General features: G+C 65.6%; 15 protein-coding genes. 6 read left to right on the forward strand and 9 right to left on the reverse strand.

Features of this window, described 5'->3' with window-relative positions; translation table 11 throughout:
- Positions 1-24: 24 nt before the first annotated feature.
- A complete protein-coding gene (locus U1763_RS00805; RefSeq protein ID WP_332753685.1) occupies positions 25-1,701 on the forward strand; it encodes a GMC family oxidoreductase in 1,677 nt (558 codons plus the stop codon).
- Positions 1,702-1,739: 38 nt separating this feature from the next.
- On the opposite strand, the gene U1763_RS00810 is transcribed toward U1763_RS00805, so the two are convergent.
- The gene (locus U1763_RS00810; protein WP_332753686.1) at positions 1,740-2,768 is read right to left on the reverse strand and encodes a YncE family protein; all 1,029 of its coding nucleotides are present in this window, start codon (positions 2,766-2,768) and stop codon (positions 1,740-1,742) included.
- A 220-nt stretch (positions 2,769-2,988) separates the two neighbouring features.
- Here U1763_RS00810 and U1763_RS00815 point away from each other — a divergent pair, with 220 nt between their 5' ends.
- On the forward strand, positions 2,989-4,800 hold the full coding sequence (locus tag U1763_RS00815) for a DUF885 domain-containing protein (protein WP_332753687.1): 1,812 nt from the start codon (positions 2,989-2,991) through the stop codon (positions 4,798-4,800).
- A 42-nt stretch (positions 4,801-4,842) separates the two neighbouring features.
- Here U1763_RS00815 and U1763_RS00820 read toward each other — a convergent pair whose 3' ends face one another.
- A complete protein-coding gene (locus U1763_RS00820) occupies positions 4,843-5,724 on the reverse strand; it encodes a polysaccharide deacetylase family protein (RefSeq protein ID WP_332753688.1) in 882 nt (293 codons plus the stop codon).
- A gap of 153 nt (positions 5,725-5,877) precedes the next feature.
- Here U1763_RS00820 and U1763_RS00825 point away from each other — a divergent pair, with 153 nt between their 5' ends.
- The 4 genes from U1763_RS00825 to U1763_RS00840 are packed head-to-tail and all read left to right on the forward strand — an operon-like array spanning position 5,878 to position 10,367.
- Positions 5,878-8,163 carry a TonB-dependent siderophore receptor gene (locus U1763_RS00825; protein ID WP_332753689.1) on the forward strand — a complete coding sequence of 762 codons (2,286 nt, stop codon included), beginning with the start codon at positions 5,878-5,880 and terminating at the stop codon, positions 8,161-8,163.
- A 22-nt stretch (positions 8,164-8,185) separates the two neighbouring features.
- Positions 8,186-8,500, forward strand: coding sequence for a hypothetical protein (locus U1763_RS00830; protein WP_132734294.1), 315 nt, complete (start codon positions 8,186-8,188; stop codon positions 8,498-8,500).
- The gene (locus tag U1763_RS00835; RefSeq protein ID WP_332753690.1) at positions 8,497-10,089 is read left to right on the forward strand and encodes a PepSY-associated TM helix domain-containing protein; all 1,593 of its coding nucleotides are present in this window, start codon (positions 8,497-8,499) and stop codon (positions 10,087-10,089) included. The genes U1763_RS00830 and U1763_RS00835 overlap by 4 nt, the downstream gene beginning before the upstream one ends.
- Positions 10,086-10,367: a DUF3325 domain-containing protein gene (locus tag U1763_RS00840; protein ID WP_332753691.1), complete on the forward strand. Its 282-nt coding sequence runs from the start codon at positions 10,086-10,088 to the stop codon at positions 10,365-10,367. The genes U1763_RS00835 and U1763_RS00840 overlap by 4 nt, the downstream gene beginning before the upstream one ends.
- A 120-nt stretch (positions 10,368-10,487) precedes the next feature.
- Here the strand turns inward: U1763_RS00840 and U1763_RS00845 are convergent, their stop codons facing one another.
- The 7 genes from U1763_RS00845 to U1763_RS00875 all read right to left on the reverse strand — a co-directional run bounded on the left by U1763_RS00845 (position 10,488) and on the right by U1763_RS00875 (position 19,748).
- The gene (locus U1763_RS00845) at positions 10,488-10,934 is read right to left on the reverse strand and encodes a ferritin-like domain-containing protein (protein ID WP_277982424.1); all 447 of its coding nucleotides are present in this window, start codon (positions 10,932-10,934) and stop codon (positions 10,488-10,490) included.
- Between the two features lie 100 nt (positions 10,935-11,034).
- Entirely contained in the window at positions 11,035-12,522 is a 1,488-nt protein-coding gene (locus U1763_RS00850) for a deoxyribodipyrimidine photo-lyase (RefSeq protein ID WP_332753692.1), read from the reverse strand.
- Positions 12,519-13,094 carry a GNAT family N-acetyltransferase gene (locus tag U1763_RS00855; RefSeq protein WP_332753693.1) on the reverse strand — a complete coding sequence of 192 codons (576 nt, stop codon included), beginning with the start codon at positions 13,092-13,094 and terminating at the stop codon, positions 12,519-12,521. Before U1763_RS00855 ends, U1763_RS00850 begins: the two co-directional genes overlap by 4 nt.
- The gene (locus U1763_RS00860) at positions 13,091-13,690 is read right to left on the reverse strand and encodes a 4'-phosphopantetheinyl transferase family protein (RefSeq protein ID WP_332753694.1); all 600 of its coding nucleotides are present in this window, start codon (positions 13,688-13,690) and stop codon (positions 13,091-13,093) included. Before U1763_RS00860 ends, U1763_RS00855 begins: the two co-directional genes overlap by 4 nt.
- Positions 13,687-17,670 carry a Pls/PosA family non-ribosomal peptide synthetase gene (locus U1763_RS00865; RefSeq protein WP_332753695.1) on the reverse strand — a complete coding sequence of 1,328 codons (3,984 nt, stop codon included), beginning with the start codon at positions 17,668-17,670 and terminating at the stop codon, positions 13,687-13,689. The genes U1763_RS00860 and U1763_RS00865 overlap by 4 nt, the downstream gene beginning before the upstream one ends.
- Before the next feature lie 96 nt (positions 17,671-17,766).
- A complete protein-coding gene (locus U1763_RS00870) occupies positions 17,767-19,077 on the reverse strand; it encodes a sensor histidine kinase (RefSeq protein ID WP_332753696.1) in 1,311 nt (436 codons plus the stop codon).
- Complete coding sequence (locus U1763_RS00875; RefSeq protein ID WP_332753697.1) at positions 19,074-19,748, reverse strand: response regulator; 675 nt, start codon at positions 19,746-19,748, stop codon at positions 19,074-19,076. Before U1763_RS00875 ends, U1763_RS00870 begins: the two co-directional genes overlap by 4 nt.
- Positions 19,749-19,837: the final 89 nt, after the last annotated feature.

Here is a 19,837-nt window from a genome sequence, read left to right on the forward strand (position 1 = left end):
TCTGAGTATTAGGAGAGGAAGATCATGGCTGAGACCAACAGGTTCGACGCGATCGTCATTGGTTCGGGCGTAAGCGGCGGTTTCGCTGCGAAGGAATTGACCGAAAAGGGCCTTCGCGTCCTGATGCTGGACCGAGGCAAGATGGTCGAGCACGGCGAAGGCTACACCTATGACGGCAAACCCGCCTACGAAGTGCCGGCACGCAACATCATGCCCAAGCCATTGTTAGACAGCGATTATTTCATCGCCAAGCACGGCTATGTCCAGCCCAGCAACCGCGAGTTCCACAATGACGACCGGCTCAACCCCTACGCCTATGACGAGGGCAGCAAATTCTACTGGATCCGGCCCGGTGCGGTCGGCGGCAAGTCGCTGATCTGGGGCCGCTGGTGCTTCCGCTGGAGCCCCGCCGATTTCGAGGCGAACAAGCGCGACGGCATCGATGGCGATTGGCCGATCCGCTATGACGACGTCGCGCCGTGGTACAGCTATGTCGAGAAATACATCGGCGTCTCGGGCTCGCGTGAGAACCTCGCCTATCTGCCCGACAGCGAGTTCCAGCCGCCGATGCCGATGAACGTCGCCGAGAAGTGGTTGAAGCAGAATCTCGAAAGCAAGTTTCCCGGCCGGAAACTGATCAACACCCGGTTGTCGAACATGACCGAGGACAAGCCCGACCAGAACCGCACGAAGTGCCAGTTCCGCAACCAGTGCGGCAATGGCTGCTCGTTCGGCGCCTATTTCTCGACCCAGGCCGTCACCCTGCCAGCCGCGCGCGCGACCGGTCGCCTGACGCTCAAGTCGGACTCGGTCGTCACCAACCTAGTGTACGATGCGGCGCGGAAAAAGGTTACCGGCGTCCGTTATATCGACGCCAAGACCGGCCAGGCGGAAACCGTCAACGCGGACCTCGTCTTCCTCTGCGCCTCGGCGATCGCGTCGACGCAGATCCTGCTCAACTCGCGCGCGCCGGGTAGCGACCGCAGCTATTTCGACGAGAGCGGCACGCTCGGGCGCTATGTGATGGATCACATCTTCCGTGTCGGGGTCGAGGGCGACATCCCCGGGATGGAAGAGTTCATCGAATTCGGTCGTCGTCCGGGCGGCGTCTACGTCCCGCGTTTCCGCAATATCGGCGGTGACGAAGGCGTCGGCTTCAAGCGCGGCTATGGCTATCAGGGCAGCGCCTATCGCAACCTTGCCGCCCCTGTCGGGTTCGGCGCATCGATGAAGCAGGGCATGCGCAAATACGCGCCGTGGCGGTTCAGCATGGGCGCATTCGGCGAATGCCTACCCTATGCGGACAACAAGGTTTCGCTCCATCAGAGCAAGGTCGACCGGTTCGGGGTGCCGCTGGTGCGGTTCGACGTGCGCTTCCGCGACAACGAACTGAAGATGATGGCCGACGCGCGAACGCAGGGCGAGGCGATGCTGAAGGCGGCGGGCCTGACCAACGTCAAGAGTTCGGAAAGCGAGCACGTACCCGGCGACGCGATCCACGAAATGGGTGGTGCCCGCATGGGCCGCGACCCACGCACGTCGGTGCTCAACGAATGGAGCCAGGCGCATGCGGCGTCCAACCTCTACGTCACCGATGGCGCGCAGATGGCGTCGATCTCGTGCGTGAACCCGTCGCTGACGTTCATGGCGCTCACCGCTCGTGCCGCCGATCATGCGGTGCGCCAGATGAAGAAGGCCTGAGCGCGATTTCGTAATCGAGTGCGGTGGAGCCAGCGGCTTCACCGCATCAGGACTGCGGAGTCCGGTGCCGATCCCGTCGCGAAGCCGCCGACGATTTTCCACGCGCGCAGATCGACGATTGCTACCCGGTCGTTCTGCAACGACGCATAGACCGTGTCGCCGACGATGTTCAGACCCGGTGCCGCCGCCGGAAGCGGCAAATAGTCCTCCTCGGCCAACGTCGTCGGGTTCAGCCTCGACAAGCTCTTGTCCTGCGTATTCGATACGATCAGCTTGCCGTCCGTCTGGGTCACGATCCTGACTGCTTCACCGCGCATCGTGCGTTGCATCCGCCGGGTCAGCGATGTCGCATCGAGAGCATGCAGCGTGCCGCTGGGACGATCGATGACGAACAGCGTCTGTTCGTCGGCGCTCAACGTCATCGCTTCGGGAGCGACGCCGATATGCTGGCGGACCGGGGCTACGCCGACGTCGTCCGTATCGACCATGATGACCGCACCGCTCAGCGTGTCGGCGACATAGCCGCGGGAGCCGTCGCGGCGGATGACCAGGTAATGGCTTCGCGCTCCATTGACCGGCACCAGTCGCGCGGGCGCGTCGTCCGTCTGCGGGGTGTCGAACCGCGCCAATACGCTGTCTTTCTCGGACAAGACATACAACCGCCCCTTCGAGTCCATCCGCACCGCGTGCAGCCGGCCAAACGGGGTCATGTCGATGGTTCGTGCAAGAGTCCTTTTCTCGAGATCGATAACCCAGACGCGATGACCGCCGACGCCCGGCGCCTTCCAGCTTTCGACGCCATAATCGCCGACGAACGCATAGCGGCCGGTGGGATCGGCGACGATCTCGTGCGGTTGCGTCCCCAATGGGACGACACCGACGCGCTTGCCGCCGGGAACCGCGTAAAAGGCGACGCGACCCTCGTTCTTCTCGACCACGGCAAGCGTTTCCATCTTCGCCGCTGGTTTCGCCAGGACCTGCGCGGCTGCGCGCGTACCGATCACGGTTGCGGCCAGGGCGCCCCCTGCAAGCGTCCACAGACCTTGACGGCGGTTGATCAGCAACATGTCGAAACTCCTTGTTTGTCTTTCAAAGACATGAGCGACGGACGGGTTCCGCGACATTCGCGCGCCGTCGGGTCGACCATCGTTCCAGCCTCGGAGGCAAGTGCGAGCACGAAAGATGTCGCGCGTTGCGAGGTTCGGCCTCGGGTCGGTTCGCCGAACGGGCAGGAGACGATTGCAATGCATCCAGCGGCGGGCGACAAGCAGCTCGATCGGAGATTTCATGCGTCTAGCTTTCGCCCTCGTTCTGCTGCCGGCCGTTCCGCTCCTACAGGCCAATCTCGCGGCGCCGGATGCGGTAACGCGCTCGACCGTGAAGGATGCCGCACTGCTCGCGTTCCTCGATCGTGCATATGACGAGCAACTCGCGCTCAGTCCGGAATCGCAGACCCAGCTGGGCCTGAAAACCAATTACGACCGGCTCGACGATTATACCGATGCCGCATCGCTGCGTGCCGAAGCGCTCGCCGAACGACAGCTTGCAGCGATGCACGCTCAGTTTAAGCCGGAACAGTTGAGCGAAAGCGCGCGGGTGAGCTACCGCCTGTTCGAATATGAAGTCGAGCGCGGCCGTCAGTCGCTGCAATTTCGCAAGTTGCGGTTCCCCGTATCGACCAACGGCAGTCCGGCGGGCGAGATCCCCGTTCTGCTCATCAACAATCACAAGGTCGAGACGGTCGCCGATGCGACGGCGTACATCGCTCGCCTGCGCGATACCGAGCGGGTGATGCGCGAGGTGTCGGCGACGATGCGCGCGCAGGCGGCCTCGGGCATCGTCCCGAACAAGGTGAACTTCGCGCCGGCGCGCGGCGATGCGAAGGCGATCATAACCGGTGCACCGTTCGACGCCGGCCCGGACTCAAGCGTGTGGGCGGACTTTCGCAAGAAGGTCGGCGCGTTGGCTGCGCCGGCCGCCGTCAAGGCGAAACTCCTGGCCGATGGCAGTGTCGCGCTGACGGGGCCGTTTCGCACGGGGTACGGCGTGTTGCTGACCACGCTCGACGAGATCGAACCCCAGTCCAAGGGGAATTTCGGTGCCTGGAGTCTGCCGAATGGCGCGGCCTATTATGCCGATCGGTTGAAGAACTCGACCACGACGGACCTGACCGCCGACCAGATCCACGCACTGGGTCTGAGGCAGGTCGCCGCGATCCGCCAGGAAATGGAGGCGGTCAAGCGCGAGGTTGGCTTTACCGGCACGCTCGAGGCATTCTTCGATCAGATTCGGACCGATCCGAAGTTCAAATATCCGAATACGGCAGAAGGTCGCGAACAGTATCTCGGCGATGCCCGCGGCGTGATCGCTTCGGTCATGGTCGCGGCACCGCGCTATTTCCGAAAGCTGCCCAAGGCGCCACTCGAGGTTCGCGCGGTGGAAAAGTGGCGTGAAGGTACCGCGTCGACCGCATTCTACAATCCGCCGTCCGCTGATGGCACGCGTCCTGGCATCTACTACGTCAATCTGGTCGACATGAACCAGACGCAGAAGGTGCAGGTCGCTGGCATCGCCGCGCACGAGGGCGCGCCCGGTCATCACTTCCAGATCGCCCGCCAGCAGGAGCTCGTCGGCATTCCCAAGTTCCGCAAATTCGGTGGCTATGGCGCGTATGTCGAGGGGTGGGGGCTGTACTCGGAACGGCTCGCGAACGAGATGGGCGTCTACAAGACACCCTATGACCGGTTCGGCATGTTATCGCTGCAGGTCTGGCGCGCGATCCGGCTGGTGCTCGACACCGGCATCCATTCGAAGCGGTGGACCCGTGACCAAGCGGTGGCGTACTTCAAGGCGAACAGCTCGGTATCGGATACGGATATCGGCCGCGAGGTCGACCGGTATTTCAACTGGCCTGGCCAGGCCACCAGCTACATGGTCGGCCAGCTCAAGATCACCGAACTGCGCGATCGTGCCAAGCGCGAACTCGGGGACCGCTTCGATATTCGCGACTTTCACGAGGCGATTTTGAGCCAGGGTGCGCTCCCGCTGGACGTGCTCGACGAACAGGTGAACCGGTATATCGCCGACCGCCGCCGCTGAAACCGGCCCTATTGAAATCAGCGGGGCGTTCGGTCGCGGGTGTCAAACCGCCAGGTCGTGCGTCTCGACATGGTCGGCGATGGCGCCCGCCGTGGTCCACCAGATGCGCGGATCGTTCGCCTCGCGAAGCTCCTCCAATATGCTGGCCAGCGCCGGGACGCGGTGTGCTTGTCCCATGATATAGGGATGCAGCGCGATCCCCAAAACGGAGGGGCGGCGGTCGGTTTCCGATAACAATTGCGTGACCGCGGCGCGGATCATCGCCGCAAAGTCCTCGGCCTCGCGATGACGCTGGATCACCGCGGGCAAGTCGTTGATCTCCTGCGAATAGGGTATCGACAACAGGCTGGCGTGCGTCGTGGCGAGGCGGGTCGGCTGATCGTCATGGGCCCAGTCCAGCACATATCGATAGCCCTCCTCGGCCAACACATCGGGGGTATCCTTGCTCTCCGAAATCCAGGGGCCGAGCCACCCCGTCGGACGGACACCCAGCGTCGCCAGTCGCTGCGTCACATCGGCGATCATGGCGCGTTCGCTTGATCGCGACAGGGTCCCTTGCGCGGTCGCGTTAGTCCGGCCGTGTGCCGCAATCTCGTCGCCACGATCGCGACAGGCTTCGGCCAGGCCTGGACAGCGATCGAGTATGTCGGCGTTCAACAATGCGGTCGTGCGCAGATCGAGTCTGTCGAACAGGTCGAACAGCCGCCACGCGCCGACCCTGTTGCCATAATCGCGCCACGCGTAATTCATCACGTCTGGCTCGGTCTGCGATGGCGCCAACTCGGCACCCAATCCGCCGCCAAAGTCGAACACCTCGTGATTGACGCCGAAGTAGATCGCAAGCCGCTTGCCTTCCGGCCAGTCATAGTCGGGTCGATCGGTGATCGGACGATAGGGGTAGCGGACAGCAGCGGTGTGACTCATCCCGTCGCAACGTGCCGCCGCGCGATGCGATGCGTAGGATCTGTAAAAATCGTCATGAGAGTGAGATGCCGAACAAACATGACAGAATATTTAGATTGATAGTGACTCGCAAAAGCGATTGATCTAGGAGCGCCTCCAACACGGGGGTTCAGAATGAGTGTAACGAGTATATTGCTGGCTGGCGCAGCGTTCGTCGGTATCCCGGACGCGGCCATATCGGCTGCGCCGGCGCGGGATTCGGCCATTGCCGAAAGCCCCGACGACGCGCAGAAATCGGACGAAATCCTGGTTCTCGGCAAGAGCTACGGTCGCGAGGTCGGCAAGACGGTCACGCCGCTCAAGGACACGCCCAACACCGTCACGGTGATCGAGCGCGACCAGATCGAGGCGCAGAACCTGTTCACGCTGGAGGATGCGCTGACGGCGACCAACGGCATCACCGTCAACGGCGTCGGCAGCGAGGATCCATCGTTCTTCTCGCGCGGGTTCGCGATCTCGAATTACCTGATCGACGGCGTCCCCACGTTCGCGTTCAACTTCCCGTCCGCCGTCCCGGACCTGTTCTTCTACGATCGGCTCGAGGTGTTGCGCGGTCCGGCGGGACTGTTCAGCGGTTCGGGTAATCCCGCGGGCAGCATCAACATGATCCGCAAGCGCCCGCTCGACTCGTTCAAGATGCAGGCAAGCGCGGGCTACGGCACCTACGACAATGCCCGGTTCGAACTCGATGTGTCGGCACCGATCGGTCCGAAGGCAGGGCTTCGCGTCGGCGTCATGGCGCAGGATCAGGACCAGTTCTTCGACACCGCGCACCGCAACCGCATCGGCGCATTCGCCGTGGGGTCGCTCGAGATCGGCGATCGCACCACGCTGACCGTCGGCGGCAATTACGATCGCTTTCGACCCGCGGTCCAGTCGGGACTGCCCGGCATCCTGGGTGGCCTGGACGGTAGCGACGGCCGACTGCTCGACGTGAAGCGCTCGACCTATCTCGGGGCCGACTGGAATCGGTTCAACGCCGAGACCTGGACCGGATTCGCCGAGATCACGCACAAGATCAGCGATCGCTGGACATTGCGTGCGACGGGGTTGTTCACCGATGTCGATCGCGTCGACATCTATAGCTATATCGGCAACCAGCCGGTCACGGCGACCAACGGCACGACCAGCCACATCGCCTATCGTGGCGACAGCAAGCAGCAGACTCGCTCGTTCGATTTCAACGGCGTGGGCAGCTTTCCGCTATTCGGGCGGGACCAGGTCCTCATCCTAGGGGCGGACTACCAGGCGAGTTCGGGAACCTCCTACGCCACCCGCCTGTCCAATTATGCGCGGATCGATGTGTACAACCCGGTCTCGCCGCTGGAACCGCCGCTCAACCCCTACGCGGCGTCGCCCTATTATCCGGTGCAAGGCAGTGGCGCGACGTGCCCCAATGCCAGTACCGCTATCGTCCCCGCGCCGGCGAATTGCGTGTTGCAGGTCTATGGCGGATCATCGACCGACATCGAGCAATACGGCCTGTACGGACAGATGCGGCTCAGTCCCGTCGATGGCGTCACGCTGATCGGCGGCGGGCGTTTGACATGGTGGGATACGACGACCGCGACGCTGCTCGCACCGAGCGGGGTGCTGCCGGCGCCGATCCGGTACGGAATCGACAATCGCTTCACGCCTTATGCCGGGTTGGTCTGGGACGTCACGCGCACCCTGAACCTCTATGCCAGCTATGCAGACAGTTTCACGCCGCAGGCAGCCCCGGTCGGACGGGCGCGGCCCGATGGTGGACGGATCGAACCACTGGTCGGTGCGCAATATGAGGCGGGGACCAAGCTCTCGCTGATGAACGACCGGTTGCTGCTGTCGGCGGCGGTCTACCAGATCACGCAGACCAACCGGTTGTTCAACGATCCCGATATCGCGACCGTGGTACTCCAGACCGGCAAGGTCCGGGCGCGGGGTTTGGAGGCCGAGGCGTCTGGCGAAATCCTGCCCGGCTGGCGGATCAATGGTGGCTATACCTACACGAAGACCCGCTATCTTGAGGACCAGACTACCGCGAACGAAGGCCTGCCGCTGGTCCCGATCATCCCGAAGCATATGGCCAAGGCATTCACCAATTATGCGCCCACCAACGGCGCCCTGGCAGGCGTGAGCTTTGGCGGCGGCGTGACGTGGTTCAGCGGCACTTATGGAGGTGTCGCGGCGGGGGTTAACGCCAATGGATCGTTCCGTCCGTCGACGATCGTTCGCCAGGGGAGCTATGCGGTCCTCGACCTGCGAGCAGGCTACCGACTGAGCGAACGGCTCGGCGTATCGGTCAACGTCAACAACGTGCTCGACAAGACCTATTATGCGCGCATCGCCGCCACCGGCCGCGGCAATTACTACGGAAGTCCGCGCACCGCGTTCGCGACGCTTCGGTACACGTTCGAATGATCGCGGTCGGGGGGAGCGGTCGATGACCGCGGGCGATGCGCATGCCCGCGCACGTTGGGCACGGCGTGGCGATATCGGATTGCGCGTCGTCGCGGCGGTACCGCTCGGCTATGCGACGGCCAGCCTATGGGCGATGGCGATCGCGCGGCTGCTGCCCGGTGACCGAGCCGAGGCGAGTGTCACCGCGTCGCTGATAGCCCTCATGCTGTGCGCGATTGCGGCGATGTGGGCGTTCGCAGCCCGTAGCGGCTGGCGCGCACTCTGGACCCTCGTCGTTGCCGGCGCGGTCGGTGGTGCGATCGCGTGGATCTCGATCGATGCGTCGGGGCGGCTATGAGCAAGGGGTTCCGACAGTCGCAGGCGTTCCTGCACACGTGGTCTGGGCTGTTGCTCGGCTGGATCCTGTTCCTGGTGTTCGTCGCCGGCACGATCGCGTTCTGGCGCGAAGGGCTGAACCGCTGGATGCGGCCCGAGCTCGCACGTGTCGAACAGCCGATGCGCGTGCTCGCCGGCTCGCAAGCGTTCCTCGCCGGCAAGGCGCCGGATGCGAAGAGCTGGATCATCGCCGTGGCGACCGACCAGTCACCGGGCGCACAGCTGTTCTGGATACCCCAGCCCAAGCCCGGTGAGACGGGCGGGCGTGGCCGGCGCGGCCGTCGCGACACGCAGGCATTGATCGGTGCCGACGGCAAGCCTGCGAACGCCCGCGACACGCGTGGCGGCGAGTTCTTCTACCGGTTCCATTTCGATCTTCAGTACATGCCGGTGATCTGGGCACGGTGGCTGGTCGGTTTCGCGACCATGATGATGCTGGTCGCGATCATGAGCGGGATCGTCACGCACAAGAAGATCTTCAAGGACTTCTTCACGCTGCGGCGTGCCAAGGGCCAGCGGTCCTGGCTCGATGGCCATAACGCCACCGCGGTGCTCGCACTGCCGTTCCATCTGATGATCACCTATACCGGGCTCGTCACGCTGATGGCGTTGCTGATGCCGTGGGCGGTCGTGGCGAACTACACCAGCGAACGTACCGTGTCGGAGACGCTGTTCCCCACCGCCGCTGTGGTCGAGCGCAGCGGTCGGCCAGCACCGCTGATCGATCTCCGAACGATCGCCGCTGATGCCGAACGCCGGCTCGGCGCACCGGCGAGCTTCATCGAGGTAAGCGATCCCGGCGATGCATCGGCGCGCGTCTCGGTCAGTCAGAGTGCGCATTCGATGCTGTCGTCGCGGACACCCCGACTGACCTATGACGGTGTATCGGGACGCCTAGTGTGGCGTTCGCCTCCGCCCGGGGCGGCGGCCGAGACCGCGGGCGCGATGATCGGCCTGCACGCTGGACGGTTTGCCGGTTATGGCGGCCGCTGGCTGTATTTCCTGTGCGGGATCGCCGGGACGCTGATGGTCGCGAGCGGGCTCGTTCTCTGGACCGTGAAGCGCCGTGAACGCCTCCCCGACCCGACCCGACCGCATTTCGGCTTTCAGCTGGTCGAGCGTCTCAACGTCGCAGTGGTCGGCGGCTTTCCATTCGGCATCGCCTGCTTCTTCTGGGCGAACCGACTGCTACCTCTGGCCCTGAGCGGTCGTGCGACCTGGGAAGTCCACGCGCTGTTCATCGCCTGGGGCATGGCCGCGCTGGCCGCGGTTATCGCCAAGCCGTCACGGGTCTGGCCGACGGTGTTCGCCGCGACCGGCCTGCTGCTCGTCACGCTACCGCTGTATGATATCGTCGCGACGGATCGGGGGCTGTTTGCGATGATCGCGATCGGAGACCTCATGATCGCCGGAATCGACGCAACGCTGTTGGCGTTCGGTGTCACGTTCCTTCTGTTGGCCAGACGCGTCTCGAACTATCGCCCGCCGGCCCAACGAGTCCGACCGTCACGAGCCAATGTGGTCCCCAAACTATTGGAATCGGTCGAATGAGTATCGTCGTCCTGATCCTGACGACTACAGCCTTCTTGCTGCTCGGGCTGGCCACCGACGCGCAGTATTGGCGCCGGTTCGGTACGGGGCTTTCGCGCCGGGGACGCAGTCTGTTGCGGAACGGGGGGTGGGGCGTCCTGATCGTCAGCGTCGCACCGGCAATATTGGCCCGTGGCTGGATCTTTGGTCCGATCTTTTGGATCGCTGCGGTGATGGCAGGGGCGGGGGTCGCGTTCCTGTCACTCAACTTGATCGTCTCGCGATCTCCACCGCGGTAACATACGACCACTTACATATGCCGGGGACGCTACGGTTTCCAAGCGGGGGAGATGGCCCGTCGGGCCACTCCCCACGCCAACAGCCGAGGCGGCAAGCCAATGCCTGCCGCCTCGGATCGATCAGGTGAGGCTGTGCTTCAGCGCGCTCATCTTGTCGTGACCTTCGCGGACTGACGCATAGCCGTCCGAGATCGCGGTCTGCGTTGCCGACGACAGGTCGGTATCCTTCATGGCCTCTTCGTACTTGGCCTTGATGTGATCTTCGCCACGCTCGACTTCGAGGATGATCGCCTTGTCGTCCTTGCCGGTCAGCGCCTGCTTCAGATCCATGAACGTGCGATGCGCCGCGGCCAGCATGCTCGACTCCATTTCCGGCTCGCCGCCGAGCGTACGGACCTGACCCTGAAGCTGCGTGGCAACCTGGGCCCGATCGCGCGCGAAGTCGGCGAACATCGTTGCATACTGGGTGCTCTCTGCATCCTTCGCGGCGTCCTCATACCCCTTCATGCTGTCGAGGGTGGTCTTGATCAGGCCGTTCAGGACGGACACGTCGTGGTCGTTGCTCATGGTAGCTCCTGTGATGAAGTCCGCTCAACGATCGCCTGGGAATTTAGTCGCGTGCAGAGTATCTCTTGCGATGAATTTTGCCAAAGTCGTCGCAAATCCGTCAGGCCGGCGCTCGCCCCTCCAGATACAAGTCCACCGGAAGATCGGCTGGCACAGCCACCTCGGGCCGTGGTCGCGTTGCGGCGGCCTCGAGCCAGGCCGGACCACCGGGGCGGTGGCGTGTCGATCCGTCCGATCGCGTCGGTACCTTGCCGTAGACGGCGGGGCCCTCCCGACCGGGAGATCCCCCGCCGAACGAAGCCGCGATATTGCCATAGGTCGACGGATCGCGACCATCCAGGCTCAGTCGATCGTTGAGGTAGCACGCCGTCGCCCACGCGGTCTGCGGGTCCGGCGTCATGGCAATGATCCGCTTGCCCCAATACATCCGCAAATTGTTATGCATCCAGCCATCGACGAGGAACTGCCGCTGACACGCGTTCCAGGTTTCGTCGCGCGTCTCGCCGTACAGCAACGCGTCGAGCATCTCGAGCTCCGGCCGCGGGTCCGCGGCATGCGCTTCAAGCGTCTCGCGTGCCCATCCGGAAATCCGATCGTAACGTTCCGGCGCCGCCAGCGCGGACGCCTGATAATGGAACCATTCCCGCCACGTCAGCAACTCGTCGGCGAACTTGTCCTTGGCGCCGGCCGGTGCCGCGGCGGCCTCGACCGTGGCCATGATCTCGCGGGGGCCGACGACGCCGAAGTGCAGATAGGGCGACAGCGTACTGGCACCGACCGGATTGGTCGCATCGTTGCGCACGGCGGCATAGGTTGGCAGCACCGTGTCCATCAGCCGTTCGAGCTTCTCCAAGGCGCCGGCTCGACCAAGCGGGAACATCGGGCTCGGCGGCAGCGAATGGTCGATTGCGGCCGCGGCAACGAGCCGATCGATGTCCGCATCGGTGCTGGTATCGAGCCGATCGGGGACGAACGGGAGCGGGCCGTCATAGGGGGCTAGCTCGGGCATCAGGTCGGACGCGGTCAGCCAATCCGCGCGCAGCGGCTCATGACGGCGCCGGAACGCGGTCGTCGAACCAATGTCGTCGCCGAGTATGGCGGGTGGCACCAGGCAGGCAGCGTTGACCGCGAGGACGCCGCGATCCGTCCGCGCCGCAAAACGTTCCGACTGCCAGCGCGCGACAAACGTCGGCTGATCCTCGACCAGCACCGCGGCGCTTTCCGCCGCCAGCCGATAGACCAGTCCCTTTTCGCGCTTCTCGGCCCGGTCGACATACTGGACGCACGTCACGCCACGCTGCCGACATTCCAGGGCAAGATCGCGGCTAGCCCCGAGGATGAACCGATGCAGGCGATCGGAGGCGTAGGGATAATCCTCGCGCAGCCCGTGATAGACGAGGACGGGAAGACCGAGATCGTTCGCGAGGCAGATCGCGGCGTCGATCACCGGGTTGTCCCGCGCGCGCAACGCCTGCTGCAACCAGCACAGGACATAGCGCGCGGCGGGGCGGACACCGTGCGCGTTCAGCGAACGAACGCGCGCCGCCTCGGCCCAGGTGGCAAGCGCGTCGGGAAGAGGATTGGTCATGGCTGTCCAACCATTGGGGGTTGCGACCGATCCCCGGCCACGGTCGGTGTCGAGAATGTCGCACATCGGGCAAGCGCTGCGCCGCGTCTCGCCTCGAGTTCCGCGAGCGAAATCCCCGCAAGGTCGAAGCGCAGTTCGTGCATGTCCATGCCGGAACGGTAGCCGCCTGGCCAGACGCTGGTCAGTTCGAAGCCGCAATGCTGGAAGAACGGCGACACCTCTGGCGACGTATCGACGGTAACGTAGCGCGTGGGCGGCTCTGCGCTGGTGGCGACGTGGAGCAGGCGTTCGAACAGCAGCAGCTTGCCGAGGCCGGCGCCGTGATAGGCGCGCGCGGCCATGCCCCAGAAAAGCAGCGCCTTGTCGTAATGCTCCCAGATCTCGTAGCCGCCGAACGCGCCGGGCACGCCGTCGACGTCGACCACGAATGCCGGGCCGTCGGGCTCGTCGAGCGTCTCCTCCAGCCATTCGCGGTCGCCGGCGCCGAAATACTCGGGGAGGTTCGAGTCGAAGATCGCGAGGACGGCGGCGCGGTCTTTCTCCTCGTAGCGGCGGGTCAGAATCCTGGTCATGGCTGGCTCCACTGCGCGACGGTTTCGATCGCGTCGGTGGTGGAACGGCTCCAGCAGCGCGAAGTGCCTTCGAACGTCGCGGTCGCGTGGGTCGGATCGGTCACGACGGTTTCGATCGCCTCGGGGCGGATGCGGCGGGGCTCGCCGATGAGCTTCGCGTGCGCTTCCTTGATCGTCCAGCGGCGGAGCCACGCGGCGGGCTGCGGGGGAGCGGGCAGGCGGCGGAGCGAGGCTGCTTCGGTCGAGGTCAGCATGTCCCAGAGGGGCGGGTGGTCATCGACAACTTCGCGGTCGACCGCGATCGGTGCGCGCGCAACGCCGATCAGGGCGCGTGCACCGCGGCTGGAGAGGCTGAGATACCAGCCGTTGGGGGCGGAAACGATCGGCGCGCCGGCCGGACTGCGTGTCAGTCGAACATCGTCTGAGTCGCGGGCGAGTTTGCGGATCAGGGCGGCGGCCAGGCCGTGCCGGATCGCGCGCGCATCGCCTTGCCGGCCGCCGGCGTACGGTCCGGTCTCGGCAACACTCCACGCCACTGGCGACTGCCCGTCCCAGACGAGCGCGTCGAGCGGACCGTCGTGCCAGACCGGCGTCACGTCGCCACGGCGATCCGCGCCGGGCTTCCGTCCCAGCTCGTGCCGTCGGGCAAGGTTTCGCCCTTCATCACCACCGACAGGTCGCCGAGCTGCGCGTCGGCACCGATCTCGGCGTCGTACAGGACGATCGCGAGCGAACCGATCGTCGCGCGGTCGCCGACGCGGATCGCGCCGACCTTCATCACGCGGTCCTCGAACAGATGCGTCTGCAGGCCAGCGAAGTCGTTGAGCGCGACGTCGTCGCCGATGTCGACCAGGTCGTGCTCGGTCAGGTCGGTCGTGTCGATGTAGCAGCGCTTGCCGATCCGCGCGCCCATCAGCCGGAGGTAGAGCGCGATCCACGGCGTCCCGCGCAACGGCTCGAGCAGGTTGGCGACCGCCAGATTCTCGTAGGTCGCGGTGACGAGTTCGGTGCGCCAGACGAAAATGCTCCAGAGCGGCGCGGTCGTGACCTTGTAGCGGCCGACGACGAGCCACTTCAACGCGAGCACGAAGATTCCGCAGGCGAGGCAGAAGCCGACATAAAGGAACGGGAACGTCGCCGAGACCAGCAGCCCGCCATTCTCGAGATCGTCGATGTCGCCGACCACCGACAGAAGCAAGCTGAAAAACACCAGGAACGCGGTCAATGACAGCGTGGTGCGGACCGCCTCGATCGACAGGCGCGTGGCGATCAGCGCGCGCGACGGATTGAACCGCGCGCCCTCGTCGAACATCGTGTTGACCTGTCGCACCGGCAGCTTGATCGCGGGTGAGCCGAACCACGTGCTGCCCGCCTCGATGGCGAGTGCGGGATCGCTCGGTGGCTTCGAGAGGACGCCGACCAGCACTTCGTCGCCGATCTGCGTGCCGCTCGGCAGCAGCGCGGAATTGCCAATGAAACTGCGGCGGCCGATCTTGGTATGCGCGAGTTCGATCGTGCCGTGGCCGATCCGCGCCGCGCCGAAGATCACCGAGTCCGCGATGAAGCTCTCCTCGCCGATCTCGACCAGGTCCGGCACGATCGCGCTGGCGGTCGAAATTTCCGCGCGACGACCGACCTTCACGCCGAGCGCACGGTACCACGGCACCACGTAGAGCGTCGCGAAGATCGGGTGGAGCAGGCGCAGCGCGAGGTCGTTGATCTGCTGGACGAACCAGTACCGGACGTAGAACCCGCTGTTGAGCGCATAGACCGCGGGCGCGACGCGGCCGAGGATCAGGCGCTTGGCCGCCACTGTCAGCACGCACATCATCACGACATAGGTGACCGCGAGCAGCGGCGCGACCGCGACATAGGCATAGCCGCTGGTCGCCCAGTCGAGCTCGATCAGCGCGATCAGCCCGGGAGCGATCGGCAGGATCGCGACCAGCGGCAGGATCAGCGCGCACAGGAACAGGCCGATCGCCGGGCCGGCGTTGCGCGGGGCTGCGGTGGCCGGGCGGCGGGGCGCATCGCCGTCATGCGCGGCGGGGGACCCCGCCCAGCGCTGGCCGGCGGGGATCGTCGTATCCGCGGGCAGTGCGGACAGGTCGTCGAGCATCGCATCGTCGCCGAGCGCGGCGTTGCGGCCAACCACTGCCATCGACCCGACGAACGCACCCTTGCCGAGCTTTACCGTCCCTAGTCGGAGCAGCCCGCGCTCGACCGAGCTGGTCGACAGGACCGACTGATCGCTGATGATCGCATCGTCGTCGGCGTGGAGCAGGTCGGCGGTGTCGATGATCCCGGTGCCGATATGGACTCGCTGGCCGATCTTCGCGCCCATCATCCGATAATAGCCGCGGATCATCGGCGTGCCCGCGAGATACGGCGTCGCGGTGACGCCGATGATCCGGCGGACCAGCCACCAGCGGAAATAATAGCTGCCCCAGAGCGGGTAATCGCCCGCCTTGAAACGCCCGACGATCAGCCATTTGAGCGCGATCGACAGGAACATCGACGCGATCGGCACGACTGTGAAGAACAGCCCGCTGAGGATCAGCGCGTCGACCCGCGGCATGTCGCCGGCGAGATGCGTGTAGGCGAGATAGGGCGAGAACCACTGGAGCCCCGCCAGCGTGTAGATCGGCAGCAGCGCGAGCGTCTGCGCGGCGACGCACAACCGACGCTTCCACGGCGCGATATGGTGGAAGCTGGTCTCGTCTAGGATCGCGACGGGCGTGGTCCCGCCAATCCGCAGCGCGAGCGCGCGGATGGTCGGCGCGGCGTAGACGTCCTCGAGCGACAGCCCTTCGAGGCCGCGCACCTTTCGCGCGGCCGAAACCAGGCGTGCGGCCTTCAGCGAATGGCCGCCGAGATCTTCGAACAGGTCGTCGAGCACCGATACCGGCTGCGGCGCGAACGCCTCGGCCCAGACACGGTGCAGACTTTCCTCCATCGGCGTGGCGGGAGCGACCATCTCGCGGTCCGACGTCACGGTGATCTCGGGCTTGACCAGCGCCTTGCGGTCGACTTTCCCCGAGGCGGGGAGCGTCGGCATGTGCGACAGCAGCTGATACCCAGCCGGGCGCATGTAATTGGGGAGACGCTCGGCGACGCGGGCCTTGAGGCCGACCATGTCGATCTCTTCGGCGGGGCGGGCGATCAGGAAGGCGGCGAGGAACTCCGAGCCGTCATCGTCTGTGAACAGCTGGACGACGGTCTGCGCGACGCCCGGCCATTCGCCGATCACCGCCTCGATCTCGGCGAGTTCGACGCGAAAGCCGCGGATCTTTACCTGCGTGTCGATGCGCCCGACGAAATCGATGTCGCCCGCCGCGTCGAGCTTCACCAGATCGCCCGACCGGTAGATACGTTCCGGAGCACCGGAAGGCCCGTCGAACGGCGTCATGATGAACTTTTCGGCGGTTAGATCGGGGCGGTTGACGTAGCCGACGCCGACGCCGGGGCCGCCGATCACGAGTTCGCCTTCCTGGCCGTCGGGGACCGGCTGCATATGCTCGTCCACCACCCAGGCGGTGTAGCCGGGGAGGGGCTTGCCGATCGTGATGCGCTGACCCGGGAACACCTCGGTCCAGGTCGCGGTGACCGACGTCTCGGTCGGACCGTAGGTGTTGAGCAACCGCAATCCGGGACGCGCGAGCCGGCGTGGCAGGTCTGCCGGGCACGCTTCGCCGCCCATGTTGAGCAGGCGCAGCGTCGGCACCGGATGCTCGACCAGCGCGATCAGCGAGGGGACGACGTGCCAGATCGTCGTGTTCGCCTCGGCGAGCGCGATCGCCACGTCGGGGCCGCTGGTTGCCAGCGCCTCGGTCGCGACCAGCACGACCGCGCCGACGAAGAATGCGCTCCACATCGTCTCGACCGACATGTCGAACGCGAGGCTGAACCCGCCGAACACCACGTCGGCCGGGGTCAGATCGAGGATCGCGCTTTCCGATCGGACCAAGTGACACGCATTGCCGTGCGAGATCATCACGCCCTTGGGGCGCCCGGTCGTGCCCGAGGTGTAGATGATATACGCGAGGTCCTGCGGATCGCTGTGCGTCACATCGCGGCCGATCGGTTCGGACGGCTCCGCCGCGAGATCGCCCAGCGCCGCATCGAGGGCAAGCGTGGCCCCCTTGAGGTTGGCGACGCGACTGGCGACGGTGATCGTCAGCGCGGCTTCGCTGTCCTCGACGATGAAGTCGATGCGGTCCTGCGGATAGCCCCAGTCGACCGGCACATAGGCGGCACCAGCGCGCAGCACGCCGAGGATCGCCATATACTGGTCGAGCCCGCGCGGCAGGCACAGCACGACGCGGTCGCCGCGGCCGATCCCCATCGCGCGTAGGCGGTGTGCGAGCGCGAGGCTGCGCGTGGCGAGGTCGGTGTAGCTCCACTCGGTCTTACGGTCGTATTCCTCGTCCGCCCCGATCAACCGCAGCGCCGTCGCGTCGGGATGCGCCGCGCGCGTCGCGTCGAACAGCTCGTGCAACAGTTCGTCACGCGCATACGGCTCGGCCGGTCGCAGCGCCGGCGCGGGAGCGATCGACGCGACGCCTCGCTGCAGCAAAATAGCATGATCCGAGGGGCTTACCGAAGTGTCGTGCTGCATCCGGGGTGCTTAGCCGAACTGTCGCGTGGTTTGCTACCTGTCTCGCGGCTAGCTCTATTGCGGTTGGATCGATCCGAACGCGATCTCGAAGCACAGTCCCTTGCCGCCGGGACCAAGTGCAACGTCGAGAACGCCGTGATGCGCGCGCGCGACGCGGTCGACGATCGACAGACCGATTCCCGAGCCTTCCGAACGAGTTCCGTCGCCGCGCCAGAAGCGATGCTTGAGCCGCGCGAGGTGCTCGGGCGCCACGCCATCGCCGTCGTCGACGACGCTGAGCCGCGCGCCAGGGCCGACCCTCACGACGATCGCGGTACTGGGCGGCGTGTGGCGAACCGCGTTGTCGACGAGATTCTCCAGCGCGAGGAGAATTGCGCCGGGATAACCAATGGCCGCGGCGTCTGCCGACAGATTCTCTAGGGCGATCGTTCGGCCGTCGGCCAGAATGCCCGGTGCCCGATTGGTGACCACTGCTTCGGCCAGCGCGGCGAGGTCGAGCGGTTCGCCGGCATCTTCCACCGGGCGTTCGAGATCGGCGAGCGCGAGGAGTTGCGCGACGACGCGCGCGGCGCGGTCCACCGATGCGAGCAGCGCGTCCTTCACCGCTGCGTCGCCGACTGCATCGGCGCGCAGCCGGATCACCGACAGCGGCGTGCGGAGCTCGTGGGCGATGTCGGCGGCGAACGCGGTCTGCGTGCGGAAACCGTCTTCGAGCCGGTCGAGCGCTTCGTTGGTGGCGGCGGCGAGCGGCTCTACCTCGGACGGCAAAGTGCCACGCGGCAACCGCGTGTCGAGCGTGCGCGGGCCGATCGCGGCGGCGGTCGCCGACACCGCCTGCATCCGCCGGGTGAGGCGGCGGGTGAGCAGCGCACCGATCAGCGGCACCAGCGCGGCGATCGGCAGGACGAGCAGCGCGAAGCGTTTGAGGAAGGCGCTGACGATGTCGTCGGTGATGACTTCGGGGGCGGCGCTGTCCTGCGACGCGACGATCCACCGGCCGCCCGATATCGGGACGCTGTAAGCCTCGATCACGCCGCGGCGGAAGAAGTGCGCGCCGTGGTCCATGGGTACGGCTGCGACGATCCGCGGCCGGGCGGGGCCCTTCGTCATCAGGACGGCGCGGCGGCGGTCGATGATCGCGACCGCCATGCCGTCGGTCAGGACATCGCTGGGGAGCGTGATCAGCGGCAGGGCATTCGCGACGATGGCGGCCTGCTGGCGGAGCAGGCGGCGCTGGTAGTGATCCGCGGTGCTGTGGAGCAGCGCAGCGACGCCGAGCGACAGCGCGATCGTGGCGATCAGCGCCGTCGCGACATGCAATGCGACGAACTGGCCCAACAGCGATTTGGGCAGCCGAGGTTTCATGGCTTGGGGACGATGATGTAGCCGACGCCGCGCACCGTCTCGATCCGCGCGCCGCTCGATGCGTCGTCGAGTTTCTTGCGGAGGCGGTGGACATAGACCTCGACCGCGTTCGAGCCGAGCTCGCCGCCAAGTCCGAACAGGTGATCCTCCGCGATCCGCTTCGGCACGACGTTGCCCGCGCGCCGCAGCAGCAGTTCGAGCAGTTCGGTCTCGCGGACCGACAGGGCGATGGTCTTACCCTCTACGTGTGCGACGCGAATCTCGACGTCGAACACCAGCCGTCCGCACGTCAGCGAGCGGCCGAGATATCCGCCCTGGCGCCGCATCACCGCGAGCAACCTGGCGTGGAGTTCGTCAACGTCGAACGGCTTCACTAGATAATCGTCGGCGCCTTCGTTCAAGCCCCGGATGCGGGCGTCGATCGTGCCACGCGCCGTCAGAATCAGCACTGGGCGAGTGTCGCCCCGGCACCGCATCCGGTGGAGCAGTGCCAGTCCGTCCTCATCCGGCAGGCCGAGATCGAGCAGGACCGCGGCGTAGTCGCCATCCTTCAGATACGCTTCGGCGTCCTCAATGGTGCGCGCAAGATCGACCGCGAACCCGCGCGGGGCCAGCGCCGCGGTCAGCGCCTGCGCCAGGTCTGCGTCGTCCTCGATCAACAGCACCCGCATCGGACTCGACCTCATCTTGCCGCGGCGCAGCATCCGTAAGCGCGCTGTAAGCCAGCGGCGCTACCGGCTCCAGTCTAATCCCCAAGGGG

The organism is Sphingomonas sorbitolis, from assembly GCF_036663875.1.
Lineage (GTDB): Bacteria > Pseudomonadota > Alphaproteobacteria > Sphingomonadales > Sphingomonadaceae > Sphingomonas.